General features: G+C 44.2%; 17 protein-coding genes and 3 pseudogenes. 17 read left to right on the top strand and 3 right to left on the bottom strand.

The window, feature by feature from the left end:
• Positions 1-8: 8 nt before the first annotated feature.
• The 5 genes and pseudogenes from HFV01_RS17410 to HFV01_RS17390 all read left to right on the top strand — a co-directional run.
• Positions 9-1,445: a class I SAM-dependent methyltransferase gene (locus HFV01_RS17410; RefSeq protein WP_193520244.1), complete on the top strand. Its 1,437-nt coding sequence runs from the start codon at positions 9-11 to the stop codon at positions 1,443-1,445.
• A 51-nt stretch (positions 1,446-1,496) separates the two neighbouring features.
• Positions 1,497-7,778, top strand: coding sequence for a glycosyltransferase (locus tag HFV01_RS17405; RefSeq protein ID WP_193520243.1), 6,282 nt, complete (start codon positions 1,497-1,499; stop codon positions 7,776-7,778).
• A gap of 160 nt (positions 7,779-7,938) precedes the next feature.
• The gene (locus tag HFV01_RS17400; protein WP_006620443.1) at positions 7,939-8,418 is read left to right on the top strand and encodes a flavin reductase family protein; all 480 of its coding nucleotides are present in this window, start codon (positions 7,939-7,941) and stop codon (positions 8,416-8,418) included.
• 10 nt (positions 8,419-8,428) lie between these two features.
• The gene (locus HFV01_RS17395; RefSeq protein ID WP_006620442.1) at positions 8,429-8,782 is read left to right on the top strand and encodes a phenylpyruvate tautomerase MIF-related protein; all 354 of its coding nucleotides are present in this window, start codon (positions 8,429-8,431) and stop codon (positions 8,780-8,782) included.
• A 98-nt stretch (positions 8,783-8,880) separates the two neighbouring features.
• Positions 8,881-9,069 (top strand): annotated as a pseudogene (locus HFV01_RS17390) (phenylpyruvate tautomerase MIF-related protein); the annotation flags it as partial.
• A 413-nt stretch (positions 9,070-9,482) separates the two neighbouring features.
• On the opposite strand, the gene HFV01_RS17385 reads toward HFV01_RS17390, so the two are convergent.
• Positions 9,483-9,740 carry a hypothetical protein gene (locus tag HFV01_RS17385; protein WP_196797691.1) on the bottom strand — a complete coding sequence of 86 codons (258 nt, stop codon included), beginning with the start codon at positions 9,738-9,740 and terminating at the stop codon, positions 9,483-9,485.
• A gap of 312 nt (positions 9,741-10,052) precedes the next feature.
• Between HFV01_RS17385 and HFV01_RS17380 the strand changes: the two genes are divergently transcribed.
• From HFV01_RS17380 to HFV01_RS30880, 4 genes and pseudogenes are all read left to right on the top strand, one after another.
• Positions 10,053-10,172 (top strand): reverse transcriptase N-terminal domain-containing protein, encoded by a 120-nt coding sequence (locus HFV01_RS17380; protein WP_228116515.1) that lies wholly within the window; start codon positions 10,053-10,055, stop codon positions 10,170-10,172.
• Between the two features lie 37 nt (positions 10,173-10,209).
• Positions 10,210-10,950 (top strand): annotated as a pseudogene (locus HFV01_RS17375) (IS630 family transposase); the annotation flags it as partial.
• A 62-nt stretch (positions 10,951-11,012) separates the two neighbouring features.
• Positions 11,013-11,889 (top strand): IS630 family transposase gene (locus tag HFV01_RS17370; RefSeq protein ID WP_235720235.1). Its coding sequence is split into 2 segments (ribosomal slippage): positions 11,013-11,825 and positions 11,827-11,889, totalling 876 coding nucleotides; the frame shifts between segments, so codons are not numbered across the junction.
• A gap of 12 nt (positions 11,890-11,901) precedes the next feature.
• Positions 11,902-12,046: pseudogene (locus HFV01_RS30880) on the top strand (transposase); the annotation flags it as partial.
• Between the two features lie 79 nt (positions 12,047-12,125).
• Here HFV01_RS30880 and HFV01_RS17360 read toward each other — a convergent pair.
• Entirely contained in the window at positions 12,126-13,196 is a 1,071-nt protein-coding gene (locus HFV01_RS17360; RefSeq protein ID WP_318286292.1) for an RNA-guided endonuclease InsQ/TnpB family protein, read from the bottom strand.
• A gap of 538 nt (positions 13,197-13,734) precedes the next feature.
• Between HFV01_RS17360 and HFV01_RS17355 the strand changes: the two genes are divergently transcribed.
• The 8 genes from HFV01_RS17355 (at position 13,735) to HFV01_RS17315 (ending at position 20,723) form a co-directional block, all read left to right on the top strand.
• On the top strand, positions 13,735-13,956 hold the full coding sequence (locus HFV01_RS17355; protein ID WP_193520191.1) for a hypothetical protein: 222 nt from the start codon (positions 13,735-13,737) through the stop codon (positions 13,954-13,956).
• Between the two features lie 650 nt (positions 13,957-14,606).
• Entirely contained in the window at positions 14,607-14,828 is a 222-nt protein-coding gene (locus HFV01_RS17350) for a hypothetical protein (RefSeq protein ID WP_193520220.1), read from the top strand.
• Between the two features lie 350 nt (positions 14,829-15,178).
• Entirely contained in the window at positions 15,179-15,406 is a 228-nt protein-coding gene (locus HFV01_RS17345; RefSeq protein WP_081471180.1) for a hypothetical protein, read from the top strand.
• A gap of 355 nt (positions 15,407-15,761) precedes the next feature.
• Positions 15,762-16,043 carry a zinc ribbon domain-containing protein gene (locus HFV01_RS17335; protein ID WP_215905439.1) on the top strand — a complete coding sequence of 94 codons (282 nt, stop codon included), beginning with the start codon at positions 15,762-15,764 and terminating at the stop codon, positions 16,041-16,043.
• Positions 16,044-16,166: 123 nt separating this feature from the next.
• Complete coding sequence (btpA, locus tag HFV01_RS17330) at positions 16,167-17,033, top strand: photosystem I biogenesis protein BtpA (protein WP_006616631.1); 867 nt, start codon at positions 16,167-16,169, stop codon at positions 17,031-17,033.
• Between the two features lie 22 nt (positions 17,034-17,055).
• A complete protein-coding gene (locus HFV01_RS17325) occupies positions 17,056-17,976 on the top strand; it encodes a vitamin K epoxide reductase family protein (protein ID WP_008049656.1) in 921 nt (306 codons plus the stop codon).
• 104 nt (positions 17,977-18,080) lie between these two features.
• Positions 18,081-20,270, top strand: a complete 2,190-nt coding sequence (locus tag HFV01_RS17320) for a CHASE2 domain-containing protein (protein WP_008049657.1) — start codon at positions 18,081-18,083, stop codon at positions 20,268-20,270.
• Positions 20,271-20,510: 240 nt separating this feature from the next.
• Positions 20,511-20,723, top strand: coding sequence for a hypothetical protein (locus HFV01_RS17315; protein ID WP_006669655.1), 213 nt, complete (start codon positions 20,511-20,513; stop codon positions 20,721-20,723).
• Here the strand turns inward: HFV01_RS17315 and aat are convergent.
• Positions 20,720-21,298 carry a leucyl/phenylalanyl-tRNA--protein transferase gene (aat, locus tag HFV01_RS17310; protein WP_006669656.1) on the bottom strand — a complete coding sequence of 193 codons (579 nt, stop codon included), beginning with the start codon at positions 21,296-21,298 and terminating at the stop codon, positions 20,720-20,722. The genes HFV01_RS17315 and aat overlap by 4 nt on opposite strands.
• Between the last annotated feature and the right edge of the window lie 19 nt (positions 21,299-21,317).

Raw genomic sequence — 21,317 nt, 5'->3', positions numbered from 1 at the left:
CATCTGCCATGAAAACTAATATTTTTGTTAATGATAATCCCCTGGTGGATGCTTTGATTCAGACCTTAGCCCGATCGCCTCAAACTTTTCGACGGGAAATTATGGCGATCGATGAAATGTACTCTTATGTATTTAATCAACTCGATGATAAAAACTCCCATCGTGCTTTAACCTATTACTATACTATGGGTCGCGCGATTTTGGACACTGTAAAACAGTTTGTAGATTGGCATTTTGGCGGTTTTGATGCGGTGGAGTCCTTCTTAGATTTTGCCTGTGGATATGGTAGGTTCACTCGCTTTTTAATCGAAGAAATACCACCGGAAAGAATCTGGGTTTCTGATATCTATAAAAAGGCGGTTCAATTTCAAAGCGAATACTTGGGAGTACAGGGAATTGTGTCTGCGTCGGTCCCTGAAGATTACCAAGTTGATCGCGACTTTGATTTGATTATGGCGACTTCCTTTTTTAGCCATATGCCAGCCACTACTTTTGAACGCTGGATGCAAAAACTTTATGATTTAAAATCAAAACGGGGTTTACTATTATTTAGTGTCTTGGATATGGAATTATTGCCCCCCCATATTCCTAGGCCAGAAACGGGGTTACTATTTAGTCCAGACAGTGAAAGTCAATCTCTCGATAAACAAGAGTATGGCACTACTTGGGTGACAGAAGAATATGTGCGGCGAATACTTGATAGCATTAGTGATGGTAATGCTGAAATTACCCGCATTCCTAAAGGCTTAAACCACTATCAAGACCTTTATGCGGTAAGCGATCGCTCTGTAGCATCCCCTCATCCCCTGACATTCTATCATCATCCAGAAGGCAAAATTGACTATTGCTATATTCAACCTAACGGAGAAGTCCGCCTGAGTGGATGGGCCATTGATTTGAACCCTGGGGTAACTGTAGAAGTTCAATTATGGTCAGACTCTCGCCTTATTGGTGTCTATCCCTGTTCTGAGGAACGCCCCGATATTGTTGCCCACTACCAACAGCCAGATTTTTTACTCTCAGGTTGGTCCTGTGTCCTCTCTAGTGACCAGATTTCCCCCCAGGATATATTAATCATCAAAATTGTCTCTAGTAAGGGCTTACAGGCGATTATAGAAGGCGATCGCTTAGTGGCCATCTCCAGTCGCAGAAATTGGGAAATTAAACTATCTGCGGCACGCCAGCAACTTAGCCAAACTCAGGCACAGTTGACAGCCACCGTAGACCAATATAACCAGCAAATAGCCCAATATCAATCCCAAATAGACCAATATGAATCCCAGAAAAGCGAATGGGAACATCTAAAATCCCAAATGCAGATAATGGGTCATCAGCTTGATACCCTGGAAAATCGTATTCAGGCAATGGAGAGTAGCAAGTTTTGGAAACTGCGGACAAAATGGTTTAAACTAAAGCGTGTTCTCGGCTTGCCTGTAAATGAATAGGCTGCATGGATGTCAAAAAATTATACATACTGAATTAGTGAAGTAAAATCTATGGATACAGCATCAGAGGGTCAATCACCAACTTTAATTATCACAGGAATGCACCGTTCTGGCACTTCTTTAACGGCTTCTTTACTCCAGCAGTATGGTGTCAATATTGGTCAAAATTTGGTGGGTTCCAATTATGGAAATATCAAGGGACATTTTGAAAATGTTGATTTTGTGGAATTTCATAAAGAGATTTTGCGTGATAATGGTATTGATGAATTGGGCTGCGTCGCGGAAGATAAGATATCAGTAACACCGACTCAAAGACAACAGGCACAACAACTAATCGCCCAAAATCAGGACCCATTATCTCCCTGGGGATGGAAAGATCCTAGGACGACTCTGCTGTTGGATTTTTGGGCGGAACTGATACCAGAAGCCAAGTTTATTTTTGTTTATAGAACTCCCTGGGAAGTGGTAGACTCTCTTTATCGTAGGTCTACAGATGAAGCCTTGATTACCTCCCCAGAAATGGCGGTTAAAATGTGGATTTTTTATAATCAAAAAATCCTGAAGTTTTATCAAAACAATCCCCAAAGGTGCTTAATTGCTAATGTTTATAAAGTAGGGAAATATTCGATGGATTTCGTTAAGGCACTTAATCACAAGTTTGATTTATGGTTAAGAATTGACGATAAAAGCCATAACTTCGATGATAAACTTTTAACCAATAATATTATTAAAAGTAAAAAGCCGGGACTAATTGGAGCTTATTTTCCGGAAGCACTGACCCTATATCAAGAACTAGAAGAAGCAGCGAAAAACTTAGGCAGTGGTTTAAATCATTTTGAACGAGAAGCTGTGCAACAACAGCCTAGTCCTAGTTGGGCGTTTAAAGATTGGTCAACTATTCGCAAACTGGAAAAAGAATGCGGTATTTTAGAAGCTGATGTTAAATTGTGGCAAGACCATTTCCATGATGCTGTAGATAGGTTGGTTAGTAAGGAAACTGAACTAGGTAGAACTCAACTAAAACTGAATGGTTTAGAGATTAAACAACAAGATGCGATCGCCAAATTAGTCACTACCGAAGAACAATTAGGAAAAACCCAGGGGGAACTGGAAGCCACGACCCTAGAATTGCGGGGAATGACAGCCCACGCGCACAACCTAGAAGTGGGTTTGCAAGAAGCCACAACTAAACTGGTAGCCACAGAAAAAGAACTCGGAAGAACCCAGGGTGAACTGCAAAATATCCCAGAAAAATATCAGGATTTTGATATCAAATATCAAGATGTCTTGAGTAAATTAATTAATACCGAAACCGAACTGGGAATTACCGACTTTAAACTACATAACGCCCATTTGAAAATTAGCAGTTTAGAAACCGAATTAGGACAGACTCAATTTAGACTACAAACTAGCCAAGTCCAATTTAAACAAGCCTTTGCTAAACTCCGAGAACTAGAAGAGGAACTCGGACAGACCCAAATGGCGCGGAACTTGGCGGAAGGGGAATTAGCCGCTATTAAATCCTCTAAATTGTGGAAAATTCGCACTAAATATGCTACGGCGAAAAGGCAAGCCAGACGCACCCTCAAACCTCGGTTTGTGTCTTCTATTGATAACCCGACTAATTGGGAATTGCTGGGATGTCTCGATACTTATATGCAAATTCAGGGCTGGTGTTTACATACCGGGAAACTTAATTTAGAGGAAGTTCGCGCCCGTATTAATGAGCAAATATTCGAGGGAACCTATAATATAGAACGTCTGGACGTGGGGAATATATATGATTACATCCCCGGTAGTTATCACTGTGGGTTTCGGGTGCAAATTCCTCTAATTCCAGGTAATCATAGAGTGCAATTAGAAGTTAAAGACACTAGGGGAAAATGGCATCAGTTTGGAGAATATCCCCTGCGAGTTTCACCCCTACAAGCTGCATTTGATGTACCTAATACAAATATCGTCCCCGTAGGAGAAACTCTATTTGCGGGTTGGTGTTGTCACCCTCAATACCAAATTACTAAACTATTCCTGCGTTATGGACAGGAAACTGTAGAATGTGCTTATGGACTTCCCCGGGGTGACGTGGGGGAAATTTTCTCCGACTGGGTAGGTAGTTCCAATAGTGGTTGGGAAGTCTTAATTAATTTACCTCCGGGAACTTGGAATATTTCCCTTGAGGCGCAACTAGAAAATGGGGAAACAGTAGCCGTAGACAAAAAACAGCCCCTCACTGTTAAGCGAATTAGCCCTATCAATAAAGTTTCTGGTAAGACTAAACAGTTAATTAAACTTAGCGCGGCTATTCGACAACGCGCGGCGGAACGTAAACAGCGCCTTGGTCGTTTAATTCCCATGCCTTGGGAAATTCCTACCATTATACGGCGAATGTCGGAAATGTACGACCAAACCAGTCAAATTCCTGGGGAAGTTTTGTTACCAGCAGGCTTTGAAGTTCCGGCGACTATTGACCCTTATGATGCTTGGTTAAAAGCTAACACCTGGACAGAAAAAGCGGCTGATATTTTGGGTAAGCGTTTGGCGGCGGTTCCGGCGACAGCCCTGCCCAAAATTTCGGTGGTGATGCCAGTTTATAACCCTCCTATAGGGTTTTTACAACAAGCGATCGCCAGTGTTTGTAGTCAAATATACAGCCATTGGGAACTCTGTATAGCTGATGATTGTAGCAGCGACCCCGAAGTTGCTAAAACCCTCAATCAACTAGCCGAAACCGAACCCCGTATCAGGCTACATTTCCGGTCAGAAAATGGCAATATTAGCGCCGCCACCAATAGCGCCGCCTCACTCGCTACCGGAGACTTTATCCTATTTCTCGATAATGATGACGAACTCACTCCCGACGCTTTAGCCGAAATTGCCCTTTATCTAGTCCAACACCCAGAAACTGATATTCTTTATAGTGATGATGACAAAATAGATACCCAAGGTAAACGGTTTGCGCCCCAATTTAAACCCGACTGGTCGCCCGAATTACTACTATCTTATATGTATATGGGTCACGCCCTAGTAGTGCGTCATTCCCTCTTCCAAGAATTAGGAGGGTTTCGCATTGGTTATGAAGGTTCCCAAGACTATGATTTTGCCCTCAGAGCCACCGAAAAAGCTCGCCAAATTGGTCACATTCCCTTAGTATTATATCATTGGCGTACTGCGCCCGGTTCTACTGCTGTTTCCGGTGCCGCCAAACCTGCTAGTTTCCAGGCGGGTCAGAATGCCATAACTGATGCTATCACCCGCCGTCAAAGCGCCGCTACTGTTCATCAACCCCAATGGGCGGTTAAATTAAATCTAGGTATATTTAGCCATACTTTCCCCCATACCGGACCTTCCGTAGCTATTATAATTCCCACCAAAAATCAATTAAAGCTACTGCAAGCCTGTATTAATTCCCTGGCAAAAACCACATATCAAAACTATCAAATTGTAGTCATTGACAACCAAAGTGATGACCCCCAAACTTTGGCATATTTAGCCAGTTTGTCAGAGTTAGATAAATGTAGGGTTATGAAAATTCCTAATCCGGCAACTGGGTTTAGTTTTGCCTACATTAATAATCGCGCCGCCGAACAGGTAGAAGCTGATTATTTGCTATTCCTCAATAATGACACAGAAATACTTAACCCAGACTGGTTATCTCAAATGATTGGTTATGGTCAATTTGAGGGCGTGGGTGCTGTGGGTGCGCGGTTGATTTTCCCCAATGATACTATTCAACACGCCGGAATTATTCATGGGTTACATCATGGGTTAGCCGGTCATGCTTTTAAACTGACTCATCGAGATGATTTTGGTTATTTAGCCTATTCTAAAGTAGTCAAAAATTACTCAGCCGTCACCGCCGCTTGTTTACTAACTCCTAAAGCACTATTTTTAGAAATGGGGGGTTTTAATCAAACGGATTTTGCTGTAGCCTATAACGACGCAGACTATGGCTATCGACTATCTGAGGCGGGATATCGTTGTGTTTATTGTCCTGATGCTGAATTAATTCACCGAGAAGGAACCAGTCGCGGTTTTGGGGATAACCCCAAAGAAGTGGCTACCTTCCGCCGTCGCTATGCTGATAAAATTGACCCCTTTTATAGCCCCCATTTATCCCTAGCTAATGAGTGGTTCCAGATACAACCCAGACGCTATTTTTGGCATAACTTAACTGTAAAAATTCAGCCCAAAGTTTTGATGTGTAGTAATGCTTTGGAATACACAGGAGCCCCTTTACATCAGTTGGAAATCGCCCTAAAATTAGCGGGAGATGGGGATATAGAACCTGTCATCTTTAGTGTCACAGATGGACCCCTGCGACAAGTATATGAACAGCAGGGAATTAAAGTGATAGTCCGAGAACATCCCTTAACTGGTGTTTACGATAGACAGGGTTATCATCAGGCTATTTCGGCTTTAGCTGAAGAGTTAAGCCTTGATAGCTATGACCTGGTTTATGCTAATACCTTAGAGAATTTCTTTATGGTAGCCGCCGCCGAAAATGTGGGGGTCCCCTGTGTGTGGAATGTCCATGAGAGTGAACCATGGCAGACCTATTTTAATCGCTTTGGGGGTGAAATTGCCGCCCAGGCTTTGGAATGTTTCCGCTTCCCCTATCGGGTGATTTTTGTGGCTGATGCTACCCGTAACCAATATTTGCCATTGAATAGCCACCATAATTTTATCACGATTCATAATGGTTTGGATGTCGATCGCCTCTTAACCCAAGCCGAAAAATGGAATCGTAAATCCGCCCGCGAAACCCTGGATATAGACCCCGGAGAAATCGCGATTTTACTATTAGGAACAGTTTGCGATCGCAAAGGTCAACAGGACCTAGTTAAAGCCCTCCCCTTACTACCCCCCCAATGGCATTCTCGCATCCGTTGTTTAATTATAGGCGATCGACCCAGCCTTTACAGTAGTCAATTAGCCAACCTAGTTAATCAACTACCAGAGTCCTTACGCAGTCGCGTTTCCGTAGTCCCAGAAACCCCCGAAACAGCCCTTTATTATCGCGCGGCGGATATCTTCATTTGCACCTCCCGCATCGAAAGTTATCCCCGCGTAATTTTAGAAGCCATGGGTTTTGATTTACCAATTATCACCACCCCTGTATTTGGCATTCCTGAACAAGTGCGCCGTGAAATTAATGCCCTATTTTATACACCCAATCAACCCGATGAGTTAGCCAAATGTCTCACCGAACTGCTCGAAAATGAGCCTAAAAGGCAGCAATTCGCCCAAAATGCCAAATATGTCCTAGACTCCCTCAATCGCTTTGAGGAGATGACAGCAGCCTATGGTGAGATTTTCCAAGAAGCCTATTTAATGAATCCTCATCAGTTATCCCAGGAAGCGCCCGAATTAGAAGCCGCAGAATTAGAACTTGTAGCAACAGAAACAGCCCCAGAAACTCCAGTGCTACCAGAAACCCTTACCATAGAAGCACCCCAGGATAAAAACTACTGGGAAACCAACCCCACTGCAGCCATAGCCAGTCAGTGGGTATCTAACCCCATTGTAGCTGATACCATTTATAAGCGAATGTCTGGTGGTCAGAGTGAAAAATATTGGCTACGATGGCTAATTGAAGACTATTTTTGCCAGCGAAATTTCGACCAATTAATCTCCCTCGGTTGTGGTATCGGCAACCATGAAATCGTCATGGCACAACAACGGTTTGCCAACCATATTGATGCCTTTGATTTCTCCGAAGCATCCCTAAATATTGCCCGCCAAACTGCGGCTAATGTGGGAGTTAATATCAACTTTTATCAGGACGATTTCAATACCTTTACTCTTGATAAAGGCAAAAAATACGATATTGCCTTCTGTTCGGGATCCTTACATCACGTCAAAGAAATCGAGAGATTTTTAGGCATAGTTCACGGCTGCCTTCACCCCGATGGCTACTTTATCATCAATGAATATGTAGGGGATAATTACTGCATTTATAGCCCCCATCAGGTGAAAATAATTAACCGCCTGTATAAATGCTTTGGGGAAATCTTGCGTTCTGGAATTCAAGAAAACTTTATCAATCCCACCATTCATCAAGTCTTCGCCACCGACCCATCCGAAGCCGTGCGTTCTAAGCTAATTTTACCATTCATCGAATACTACTTTAATATCGAGGTATACAATCCCTTTGGCGGTGCTATTCTGCATCCTCTGTATCCCCTGTTAGAACATACGCAACTGTTACCCGGCGACCCCAAATCAGAAGCATTAGTTAGGCTATTATTAGAATTTGAAGAAATCCTGATGGAAATACCCGGAGGTTTAGCGTCAGATTTCTGTTTATGTGTTTTACGCCCCAAACAGTTCTAAAATCATCCGACTCCGTGTGGGAACTTCCCTCTCCCGGAAACCCCAAAACCAGATATCTGCTCCTTGTTCAACATCCCCGCTAAATTTTTCGCCCTCATTCCGTTTCTCATAACCAAAATAACGGTAAACTAAAAACTACAAGACCTAGACTGAAAAACCCATGCTAGACGAACAAGCAAAAACAACCATTCTCCGAAAAATGCCCCACGCCCTATATATTTGTGGAGTCAAAGAAGGAGACGAAATCAATGGTTTTACCGCCAGTTGGGTGATGCAGTCATCCTTTAAACCACCCCTAGTGGTAAACTGCGTTCGCAATGACTCCCGGTCCCACGCCATGATTAAAGCCAGCGGTGTGTTCGCCCTTACCTTTTTAGAATTGGGACAAAAAGACATTGCCCAAAAATTCTTTAAGCCGCAGCGTTTAGTCGGTAGCAAATTCGAGGACCTGGAATTTTACCTAGGAGAAACAGGCTGCCCCATTCTCTCAGATTCTCTAGGCTACATCGAGTGTAATGTAGTTGGTAGCGTCGAAAAAGGTGACCACTCCGTTTTCGTCGGGGAAGTAATCGCGGCTGGAGTTCACCGAGAGGGGGAAATTCTCTCCTTAGCGAGTACAGGATGGAATTACGGAGGTTAAAACAGGATTTATGCCACTGATTAAAGTCAAAACATCGGTTTCTCAACCGGAAAAATCCCAAGTCGAAAGTTTACTCAAGGATTTGTCAGCATCCCTGGCTAAACATCTAAGTAAACCCGAATCCTATGTGATGACTGCTTTTGAACCTGATGTTCCTATGACCTTTGGCGGTACCACAGACCCGGTTTGCTATATGGAAATCAAAAGTATTGGTAACATCACCCCAACCACTACTAAAGCTATGAGTCAGGATTTCTGCCAAAAAATTAATCAGGCTTTAGGTGTCCCCAGCGATCGCATATATATTGAGTTTGCTGATGCACCCCGGACTATGTGGGGCTGGAATGGTGGCACATTCGACTAGGTGACTTAACAGATCCTTAACAGTTGACATCAGACCTGCTGTGAAATTAACGGCAATTGGCAACCCTCTCCCACCGGGAGGGGGAATCAGTTTTAATTATGCCACTGATTAAAGTCAAAACATCGATTTCTCAACCGGAAAAATCCCAAGTTGAAAGTTTACTCAAGGATTTGTCAGCATCCCTGGCTAAACATCTAAGTAAACCCGAATCCTATGTGATGACTGCTTTTGAACCTGATGTTCCTATGACCTTTGGCGGTACCACGGACCCGGTCTGCTATATGGAAGCGTTTACCGTTGTCTTGGAATTGTAGAAGTCCAGATTGGTGTCAAGGGACTTAACGCGATCGCTTTTTTGTCCTAGCTGGGAATTTGTACTTATCTTGTCCATTTTCCCAGTAGGTTGTCCTCGATTTGGCCAGTATGATTAATTACTCCTTGGCTTTTCCTCTGGGATGGTTAATCCGGCTAGCGCGATCGCTTAATCCTGTTGGGTAATGCCTATATTGATTTAGGATTGTGTAAATCGTGCGAGACGTTCAGGTATGAAATAAGGCTGAGATGCCTGAAATAATTACCTGGTGGGGACTTCAGCCCCTTGGTAGAATATAAGAAGCTCGCTTCTGACCATCCCCATAACTGTTTATATGTCCCGACGTTTAGTATCAGACGATACCAAAACCAGGTAGGGAACCCAAGGTCAACACACTTTGCAAAAAAACGTAATAATTCTTAACATAACGGAATAGTTACGGCAAAGGTGAGGGTAACGGCGATAGCCGCCCCCGGTTCCAGGAATCACAAACCTGGGGTTGAAGCGGGGAACGGAAGGCTCCGAGGTGTAATCTAACACCGGAATCGAGACCACTGCTAACCGTCTATGATTAGGGAAACCGAATGTCCGGCTTGAACCACCGTCACAATCTAGCAGCGAAATAGATTGATACGCTGCGCTCAAAAGAGCAAGGGGAAAAGTGGAGGATTGATTATACCATCTACACAGACCTTTAAAAGTACCCCGGTGGATAGGACAAATCTAAGGATGGAATGCCCATATAAACGGAATGTTTTAATCCCTCTTAGGCTCTGATTATTTGGTCGAAGTAATCAGTAGTGAGAAGTGTAAGCGCAAGCCTTTGAGGGGGTGAGATGTGACCAGAAGCTAATGCCCTTCTGTAATGGAAGGGATATGCTAACAGGTCACGGTTTGATTGTAAGGTAAAGAGTTTAGTAGGGGTCAATATGACGAAATCGAGAGTAGGACAAGACTTTGGAAGACAAAGACCTACCAAGACGTGCGTTTGTATGGAGAAGTATCAATTGGGCGAAAGTCCAACGATACGTCTTTAAGCTCCAAAAGAGGATATATAGCACAAGACAGAAAAGTTAGGACGTATAATGGCAAGGATATCTACAGAAGACCCAAAATGCCAGCCCCCTACAGTTACGACCTTAGACAAAAAGTTATCAATGCAATTGAACTATACGGTATGTCCAAAACCAAAGCCAGTCAATTTTTCCATCTCAGCCGGAACACCATTAATCTCTGGCTGCCAAGAAAAGCACAGACCGGAGACTTCCTCCCTAAACCTAATCACCCACCTGGCAATAACCACAAAATTACCGACTGGCATAAATTCAAAGCTTTTGCCCAAGAGCATGGCGATCAAACCTCCGCTCAAATGGCTGAACTTTGGGATGACGACATCTCTCCTCGCACCATATCCAGAGCCTTGAAGAAAATTGGCTTCACCAGAAAAAAAACTTACGGCTACCAAGAACGTGATGAGCAACAGCGAGAGGAGTTTATGGCTCAGATTGAACAGATGGAGCCGGAAGGGTTGGTTTACCTCGATGAAGCTGGCATCAATAGTCAAGACTCGGATTATCCTTATGGTTACTGTGAGCAAGGACAACGCTTCCATGTCCTCAAATCCGGGAAGAGGCAGGGCAGGGTAAGTATGATAGCCGCATGGTGTCATCAACAACTCTTAGCTCCCTTTAGCTTTGAGGGTTGTTGTAATCGGACAGTGTTTGAGTTGTGGTTGGAGTTCATCTTAATTCCAACATTGAAGCCAGGTCAGACTCTAGTATTGGACAATGCAACGTTTCATAAAGGGGGACGGATTGCTGAACTGGTGGAGGCAGCTCAATGCCGTTTACTCTATAGCACCAGACAGGAAAGTTAGGACGTATAATGGAGAGGACGAGATGACTAAGAAGACCCAAAATGCCAGCCCCCTATAGTTACGACCTCAGACAAAAAGTTATTGATGCAATTGAACTAGACGGTATGCCCAAAACAGAAGCCAGTCAAGTTTTCCATGTCAGCCGGAACACCATTAATCTCTGGCTGCAAAGAAAAGCACAGACCGGAGACTTCCTCCCTAAACCTAATCACCCACCTGGCAATAACCACAAAATTACCGACTGGCATAAATTCAAAGCTTTTGCCCAAGAGCATGGCGATCAAACCTCCGCTCAAATGGCTGAACTTTGGGATGACGACATCTCTCCTCGCACCATATCCAGAGCCTTGAAGAAAATTGGCTTCACCAGAAAAAAAACTTACGGCTACCAAGAACGTGATGAGCAACAGCGAGAGGAGTTTATGGCTCAGATTGAACAGATGGAGCCGGAAGGGTTGGTTTACCTCGATGAAGCTGGCATCAATAGTCAAGACTCGGATTATCCTTATGGTTACTGTGAGCAAGGACAACGCTTCCATGTCCTCAAATCAGGGAAGAGGCAGGGCAGGGTAAGTATGATAGCCGCATGGTGTCATCAACAACTCTTAGCTCCCTTTAGCTTTGAGGGTTGTTGTCATCGGACAGTGTTTGAGTTGTGGTTGGAGTTCATCTTAATTCCAACATTGAAGCCAGGTCAGACTCTAGTATTGGACAATGCAACGTTTCATAAAGGGGGACGGATTGCTGAACTGGTGGAGGCAGCTCAATGCCGTTTACTCTATCTTCCGCCTTATTCGCCAGACCTCAACAAGATAGAGAAATGTTGGTCGTGGCTGAAAGCCCGTATTCGCCACTGCACGTGAGCAGTTTGATTCTCTCCATGATGCCATGGATTCCGTTCTCAAAGCTGCGTCCTAACCACCTTGACTAATGCTATATCTTCCGCCTTATTCGCCAGACCTCAACAAGATAGAGAAATGTTGGTCGTGGCTGAAAGCCCGTATTCGCCACTGCACGTGAGCAGTTTGATTCTCTCCATGATGCCATGGATTCCGTTCTCAAAGCTGCGTCCTAACCACCTTGACTAATGCTATAGTATAGTGAACCTGCTCTATAAAACTTAAACAAAACCGGACATAGCCGGATATTGATGTTTATTTCTGGCTTCGTCCGGGACTGTCGGCAGCACCCCGTCCACAAGTGTAATCGTCTGAACCAGGCGATTTTTCTAAATTTATACTGGCGTTCAAATCTCTATCAATCTTCAGGCCACAGTTCGGACATTCAAAAGTCCGACGGACTAGGGGCATTTTTTGACGATAACCGCAATTAGAACACAGTTGACTGGATGGATAAAATCTATCGGCAATAATCAACTTTGAACCATAACGTTCTGCCTTGTAACCTAGTTGCCGACGGAACTCATAAAATGAAGCATCAGCGATAGAACCAGCCAAACCATGATTTTTCAGCATACCTGACACATTCAAATCTTCAATGACGACTTGGCTGTGGTTCTTAGCCAAGAAAGTAGTTATTTTATGAATGGTGTCCCGCCGAATGTTTGCTACTCTTTGATGTAGCTTTTGAACTTTTAAGAGACATTTGGCCCGATTTTTTGAGCCTTTGACTTTGCGACTTAAATGACGTTGTAATCTGGCTAGTTTTTTGGTCGCTGCTTTATAAGCCTTGGGATTAGAGAATTGGGTCCCATCGGAGCAAGTCGCCCAATTGTTAATTCCTAGGTCTACCCCGATTCTCTCTCGATATTTCGGTGTAATTTCTGGTGTGATTTCTACGAAAAAGCTCATATACCAGTCCCCTGCTTGGCGGGCTATAGTGACTTTCTTAACCCAACTTTCGGGTAGAGCCTCAAATGTAGAAACCCAGCCCACAAAAGGCAGCTTATGGCGAGTTCCTGACAGATTGAATGGCTTTCCGGAATTGTCAAGCGTAAAACTATCATGGTGGCCTTTCTTCTTAAATTTAGGATAACTGCTTATTCCCTTGAAGAAGCGCTTAAAGGCATCCCCTAGATTAATGAAGGCATATTGATCAACTTTAGAAGACAATTCGGACATCCAAGGATATTGAGGTTTCACATAATTAGTAAAAACCTTTTTAATGGAGTTTATATTAGGCTTGAGTCCCTCTTCATAAGCTGACCTCCATAAGTGTAATCCCCAATTAAACACGAACCGAGCATAACCGGCGTGTTTGGCCATCAAGGTGGCTTGACGGTCATTGAGTTTTAGTTTGGTTCGGAAAGCTTTGATTGGTTATGGTCGAAAGGGAAGTCACCTTCCCCAACTCCACTTCCAAACCGTACTTGAGACTTTCACCTCATACGGCTCCTAATGTAGATACCCTTTTTGTCACTAGGAACAGGGTTACGAACCCCCGCTTTATGATTCCAACTTTGGGAGCTTGGCATACAACTCGTAGTCTTTAAACTCGCTCTCGTCATATTACTCCTACTTGTCGCAGTCTCCATATCTACACCGTGACTAGTGGGCATATCCTAATCATTACAATTAGGCATTGGCTTTCAGTCACATCCTTTCCCCTCAATGGTATACGCTTACACTTTTCACTACTCCTTGTGAGTAATATTGCTCACTTTTTTGATAAGGAGAACCAATGAGGAGTTTAAACGTTCCGTTTATATGGGCATTCCATCTTTAGACTTGTCCTCTCCACCGGGGTACTTAAAAAGGTCTGTGTAGGTGTTTTATGCAAAACCCTACTTTTCCCCTTGCTCTTTTGAGCGCAGCGTGGCAACCTATTACGCTGCTAAATCATTACGATGGTTCAAGCCAGACATTCGGTTTCCCTAGTCATGGATGGTTGGCAGTGGTCGCATTTGGTAGTAGGTTCTACCTCACGCCTTCCGTTCCCCGCTTCAATCCCAGAATCGTGTATCCTGAAATTGGGGGTGGCTATCGCCTTTACTCTCTACTCCCTGATTTCTCAGTTTGTTTATGACCTTGAGTCCCCTGCCTTGCTCAGATTTCTCCAAGCGTCGGGACATATAAACAGTTATGGGATGGTCAGGATACGAGTCCCTTATATTCCACCAAGGGGTGGAAGTCCCACTAGGAGGCTATTTCGGGCATTGCATCCCTATTTCACTCCTAAACGTCTCGCACGGTTATGGTCGAAAGGGAAGTCACCTTCCCCAACTCCACTTCCAAACCGTACTTGAGACTTTCACCTCATACGGCTCCTAATGTAGATACCCTTTTTGTCACTAGGAACAGGGTTACGAACCCCCGCTTTATGATTCCAACTTTGGGAGCTTGGCATACAACTCGTAGTCTTTAAACTCGCTCTCGTCATATTACTCCTACTTGTCGCAGTCTCCATATCTACACCGTGACTAGTGGGCATATCCTAATCATTACAATTAGGCATTGGCTTTCAGTCACATCCTTTCCCCTCAATGGTATACGCTTACACTTTTCACTACTCCTTGTGAGTAATATTGCTCACTTTTTTGATAAGGAGAACCAATGAGGAGTTTAAACGTTCCGTTTATATGGGCATTCCATCTTTAGACTTGTCCTCTCCACCGGGGTACTTAAAAAGGTCTGTGTAGGTGTTTTATGCAAAACCCTACTTTTCCCCTTGCTCTTTTGAGCGCAGCGTGGCAACCTATTACGCTGCTAAATCATTACGATGGTTCAAGCCGGACATTCGGTTTCCCTAATCATGGATGGTTGGCAGTGGTCGCATTTGGTAGTAGGTTCTACTTCACGCCTTCCGTTCCCCGCTTCAATCCCAGAATCGTGTATCCTGAAATTGGGGGTGGCTATCGCCTTTACTCTCTACTCCCTGATTTCTCAGTTTGTTTATGACCTTGAGTCCCCTGCCTTGCTCAGATTTCTCCAAGCGTCGGGACATATAAACAGTTATGGGATGGTCAGGATACGAGTCCCTTATATTCCACCAAGGGGTGGAAGTCCCACTAGGAGGCTATTTCGGGCATTGCATCCCTATTTCACTCCTAAACGTCTCGCACGCATGATTGGATTTTACCATGAATCCGACTTGATGAGTATGTCGTCAGGGAAATTTGGCATGGTCTGGGGTTTGACCGTATATTCATTATTGAGTTGCGAATCTTTTGGGGTATTGTACCTTATTGTCTTAAGATGTTAAGCAAATCTTGGATTAAATTCTTGCTCCTACTTTTCCCCTTGTTCTTTTGAACGCAGCGTATCAACCTATTTCGCTGCTTAGTATTGACGATGGTTCAAGCCGGACATTTGGTTTCCCTAATCATGGATGGTTGGCAGTGGTCTCGATTCTGGTGTTGGGTTACACCTCGGAGCCTTCCGTTCCCCGCTTCAATCCCAGGATTGTGGGTCCTGAAACTAGGAGTGGCTATCGCCGTTACCCTCACCTCTGTTTCGTTACGTTTCCGTTATGTTAAGAATTGTTACGAATTGTTACAGAGTATGTTAACCTGGGGTTCCCTGCCGGGTTTTGGTATCGTATGATACCAAACGTCGGGACATATAAACAGTTATGGGGTCGGTCAGAGGCGAGCCTCTTATATTCAACCAAGGGGTTGAAGCCCCACCAGATAGCTATTTCAGGCATTACCGCCTTATTTCGTATCTGAACGTCTCGCACCACCAAGTATAAACTAATATTTTTGCCCAAGTTTGAAGTGAAAAATCTGGTCAAGAGAGGAAAACGACGCTTGGCCACGAAAACGGGACGCGCCATGGTGACATGGGCTCATTACCGTTTTCAGACTTTGTTGAAGCATCAAGCAGCTAAGTATGGCTGTGTGTAGGGGCGGGTTCTGCGATCAGCCCCCACTAAGAAGAATCAGCTTTGTAAACCCGCCCCCGGACGTAACGAAAGAGTACACCAGCAAAACCTGTTCAAAATGTGGTCACATTCACACCCAACTAGGAGGCAACAAACAATTTGTTTGCCCTAATTGTGGTCATAGGATAGGACGTGATATTAATGGAGCCTTTAACATTCTGCCCTTGGCTTTGAGAGATACCTCCACTAATGGCGTGATTACCTCATTCCAGATGGTGCCATACTCATAAACTTCCGGCTATTGCCAGATTTTTCCTGGTTAAATGTATCTGTCAAAAACACCGTAGCAGTTGTATGCTAAAAGTTTCGGCCGGTAAGGGGCTGATCACATTTTGGCGGTTTAAGGTAAATCTGTGGACTTAAATCAAATTTTTAACACTGAAAATCCCATCATTGGAGTAGTGCATCTGCTGCCGCTTCCCACCTCCCCTCGATGGGGTGGGGATATCAAAGCAGTAATCGATCGCGCTGAACAAGAAGCAACTGCCCTCGCCTCCGGGGGTGTACATGGTATAATTGTCGAGAACTTTTTTGATTCTCCCTTTGCTAAAGATAAGGTAGATCCAGCGGTGGTCAGCGCCATGACCATGATTATCCAACGGCTGATGAATCTAGTTACAGTCCCCCTGGGAGTCAATGTCTTGCGAAATGACGGTGAAAGCGCTTTGGCGATCGCATCCTGTGTAGGAGCCCAATTCATTCGTGTCAACGTCTTAAACGGCGTGATGGCTACCGACCAGGGAATAATTGAAGGCAATGCTCACCGACTCCTGCGCTATCGTCGAGAATTAGGAAGCGATGTTAAAATATTGGCAGATGTCCTAGTCAAACATGGCCGACCTCTGGGTTCTCCCAATCTGACAACAGCAGTTAAGGAAACCACAGAACGAGCCTTAGCTGATGGAATTATTCTATCAGGCTGGTCTACTGGTAGTCCCCCTAGTCTGGAAGACCTGGAACTAGCGCGGACTGCAGCGGGTGATACTCCCGTATTTATCGGCAGTGGGGCTGATTATGAAAATATTTCTACCCTCATTAAAGCTGCTGATGGCGTGATTGTTGCCAGTTCCCTTAAACGACATGGCCGCATTAGTCAACCTATTGATCCCAGTCGCGTTAGTCAGTTTGTCGAGGCTATGGGGCGTGGTTTACAGCCAGGAACAACAGACCCCTGGACACTTAAACCACAGTCGGAACTACCTAGTAAACTGAAACCCTAATCAGAAACTGAAAACATTTCCTATGGTTAGCAGTCCTTCTACTCCCTGGATTTATCGCCACTCTCGTCTAATTATTCTCACCATCGCTATTATAGGGGCGATCGAAACTGCCTATTTAACTGGGGTTAAACTCTTGGGGGGAGTGGCTGTCTGTCCTACCCAAGGATGTCATGAAGTTCTCAATAGTCCATTAGCCACCGTGGCGGGGATACCCATTAGCCTATTTGGGTTTTTAGCCTATTTCACTATGGCAAGTCTAGCCGCTACCCCCTGGCTGGTCAATCCCTCCAGTCAAAAAAAACTACGGACTAAATTAGAATCCGCTACCTGGTGGATTATGTTTGGTTTGGCTACCGTCATGGCCGTTATCAGTGGCTTTTTGATGTATCTGCTGGCTTTTGAACTGCAAGCCTTTTGTCCCTACTGTGTGGCTTCCGCCATTTTCTCCATTAGTCTCTTTCTCCTGACTATGGTGGGGCGATTTTGGGATGATTTCGGACAACAGCTTTTAGTTGGGGTGGCTGTGACTATGGTGGCTTTGGTCACTGTCCTGGGGGTTTATGGTGGACAACCTACCTCAACCACTCAGCCACCTACCCTCGTCAGCCGTCAGATTACTACTAATTCAGGCGCAGCCGAAATATCCCTCGCTACCCATCTTAAACAGATTGGCGCTAAAACTTTTGGTGCTTATTGGTGTCCCCATTGCTACGAACAAAAGCAGCTTTTTGGCCGTCAGGCTTTTGCTATACTGGACTATGTAGAGTGCGATCCACAGGGTCCTAACGCGCGACCACAACTGTGTCAACAAGCTGGAATTAATGCTTATCCGACTTGGGAAATTAACCAGAAATTCTACCAGGGACGGTTATCTTTACAAAAACTGGCGGAGTTGTCTGATTATCAAGACAGACAGGATTTTGCTAATTCTTCCTTTGATTAACTTTCACAGGTTCTGAGGTTGAGCGATCGCTCTCACCATAATTTGAACTGTCTATAATCAGGGTGGGTCTGAGTTCCATCACATTTGTAGGGATAAGCGATCGGATGTTCAGAATCTTACAGGGATTTAGTAAGTATCCTCAGCAGGCTTTAACTTCCCTAAAATTATGGTTTTTGGAACGTAAGCACATCTGGATTACCTCTTCTGGAGTGGCGGCGGCTGTGCTTATAGTCAGGCTTGTAGGACTTCTACAAACCTCCGAATTAGCTGTTTTTGATGTGTTAGTCCGCGCTCGTCTCCCGGAATCTCCAGAAGACCGGATTGTGATTATTGGTATTGATGAACAGGATTTAAGAGAGTATGGGTTCCCCGTTTCTGATGCCATTTTAGCTGATTTATTATACATTATTAATCACGCAGAACCTAGGGCGATCGGTTTGGATTTATATCGGGGTATACCCATGGAACCCGGTCACGATGAATTTACCCAAGCCTTAACAAATATTCCTAATTTGATTGGTATTGAACTCCTGGAAACTCTTAAAGTCGCCGCCGTTCCACCTCCCCCGGCTTTGGCGGAAATAGGTATGATCGGATTTAATAACTTTGTCATTGACTCCGATGGTCGCATCCGTCGCAATTTATTATATGCTGGTAGTGATGATGGTCAGACTCGACGGAGTTTTGCGCTTCAGTTGGCTTTGATAGAACTGGAATATCATGGCATTTTTCCCACTTTAACTGATAATTATGAAGTGCAATTTAATGGGGTGGTTTTTCCGAAATTTCAACCCAATGATGGGCCTTATGTCCGCGCTGATAATGCTGGTTATCAAGTATTAGCTAATTTTCGCAATCCCGCTGTAGGTTTTAAAACCGTTTCCCTCAGAGATGTGTTGAATGGAGATGTCCCACCCTCTCTATTTCAAAATCGCATTGTCATGATTGGGTCTACGGCTTTTAGTGTCAAAGATTTTCACTTAACCCCCTACAGTAGCAGTCTATTTGAAGAACCTCGTTTTATTTATGGCGTGGAACTTCATGCTAATTTTCTCAGCCAAATTTTAACTACAATCCTAGAAGAACGTCCCCTAATGTCTAGTTGGTCAGAACCTGTAGAATGGCTCTGGATTATCTTCTGGTCTTGGGTCGGTGCTAGTTTGTCCTGGAAACTGCGATCGCCTTATCGTTCCATATTGATGATTATTTTACTTAGCGGCGGTATCTTTACAGGCGCTTATCTAGTGCTTTTAATGGGCTGGTGGATTCCCGTTGTACCACCTTTAATTACCCTGGGGGCTTCTGGTATTGTAGTCACCACTTACTTAGCACATATTCAAGAAGAATTTAAACGCTCAACCGATTTCCTTAATAGCATTATTAACACTATTCCTGACCCTATTTATGTCAAAACTAAAGACCATAAAAAAATGGTGGTTAATCAAGCCTATTCGCGATTGGTCGGCTTCCCGGTGGAGATGATTTTAAAGAAAAGTGACCATGATTTATTCCCGAAGAGGGAAGCGGATCTTTTTTATGAACAGGATGAACTGGCTTTTCAGACTAACTGGGAACAGGAAAATGAGGAAAAATTAACTGATGCTAGTGGCGTTAATCACTGGATTGCGACTAAGCGATCGCTTCATAAAGACGCAGCAGGTAATCTGTTTTTGGTTGGGATAATTCGCGATATTACCGAACGCAAAAAATCCGAAGAAACCCTCCGACAACTAGCCGAACAGCTGGAAAAATATAACGCTGAACTTCAGCAAAGGGCTGACCATGACCCCCTCACAGGTTTACCCAACCGCCAACTATTTGAGGAACGCCTCACCCAAGCCTTAATCTGGGCTGATACTAATCAAAAGTTTGTCGGGCTATTTTTTCTCGACCTTAACAATTTTAAACCTATTAATGACCAATACGGACACCATGTCGGGGATTTAGTGCTTAAACTGGTCGCCGAACGTTTGCGAGGCTGTTTACGCGCTAGTGACACTGTGAGTCGCCTTGGGGGTGATGAATTTACTATCATCCTACCAGGAATCCCTAGTCATGCTGATGCGGTCAGGGTGGCGGAAAAAATACTAGACCAGGTAACTCAAGAGTCAGAACTCGATGGCCATGTTATTACCATCGGTCTGAGTATCGGAATTAGCCTCTATCCCCTGGACAGTCAAGATTATGAAACTTTAGTTCAAAAAGCTGATGCGGCTATGTATCGCGCCAAAAGCCGACATCAGAACTCCTATGAGTTGACCCCCCCTGTACCTCCAAATATTACAGAAGCGTGACTTGTCTAAAAATACTTAGTGCTGTATATTAAATGGTGAGGGTCTATATCTGAAAACTTAACAATTCTTTACAAAAGCTAGATCCGTGGCAGGATACCACTTTAGAGATTGTGTGTTGGCTCACTAGCTCTTCGGAGAAAAATACATCCGTAAAATCACTGATATAATTAAGTGTAGACAGTAAAGGGAATCTATGAGCCGAGAATCAGGCGATTGAGTTCACAGAGGTTATGTTCCATTATGAGATGCTTACTCAAATTTACAACTGTCTTAGTTTTAGTCATCGGGTCTACGTTCAGCATAACCACTGTTGCTGAGGCTAGAAACTCGTCCCTTAGTGACGGTGAAGTTGTAGCAGCCTGCAATAATCCCTTTAATGCTTCAGCCTGTCAAGCCCAAGATCCTCCTGTTAACGATACTCCTAATTCAGGAGGAGGCGGCGGGGCTTATTAATCAAAAAAACACCTTTTTTTGAGGGCTTTTGACAGTAACTGATTATATTGTTTTTTACTGACAATAAAAGCCCCAAAACGCTCTAAATGAGGGTTATTCATTTGGGCATCAAATAGGCAAAATTCCCGTTTTTGCAGGTGTTCAACGAGCTTGACCATTGCTACTTTTGAGCCGTTAGGAATATTAAAGAACATAGACTCGCCGATAAAAGCGCCGCCGATCGCAATTCCCAAAATCCCCCCAGCGAGGCGATCGCCTTCCCAGGTCTCGAAACTATGAGCCCATCCCTGTCTATTCAATACTTGATAAATGCGCTTTAATTCCGCCGAAATCCAAGTATTTTCGCGGTCAGCGCAGCCTTCCACCACTGCATCAAAATCGCCGTTAATCGCGACTTGAAAGCGATTTTGATTAAGGAATCGTTGAAGCGATCGCGGATAGCGGAAACGTTCATCTAGGGGAATCAAGGCTCGTTGGTGGCTGCTGTACCATCCTAGGGAGTCTTCCCCATCATTTGCCATTAAGAAATAGCCTTGAGCATATCCTTCAATAATTGCTGATATATCATATTGCATATTCGCCGAAATGTGATAG

The organism is Limnospira fusiformis SAG 85.79 (genome assembly GCF_012516315.1).
GTDB classification, from domain to species: Bacteria; Cyanobacteriota; Cyanobacteriia; order Cyanobacteriales; family Microcoleaceae; genus Limnospira; species Limnospira fusiformis.
Note: the sequence above shows the minus strand (reverse complement) of the source record. Positions and strands in the feature narration are given on the sequence as shown.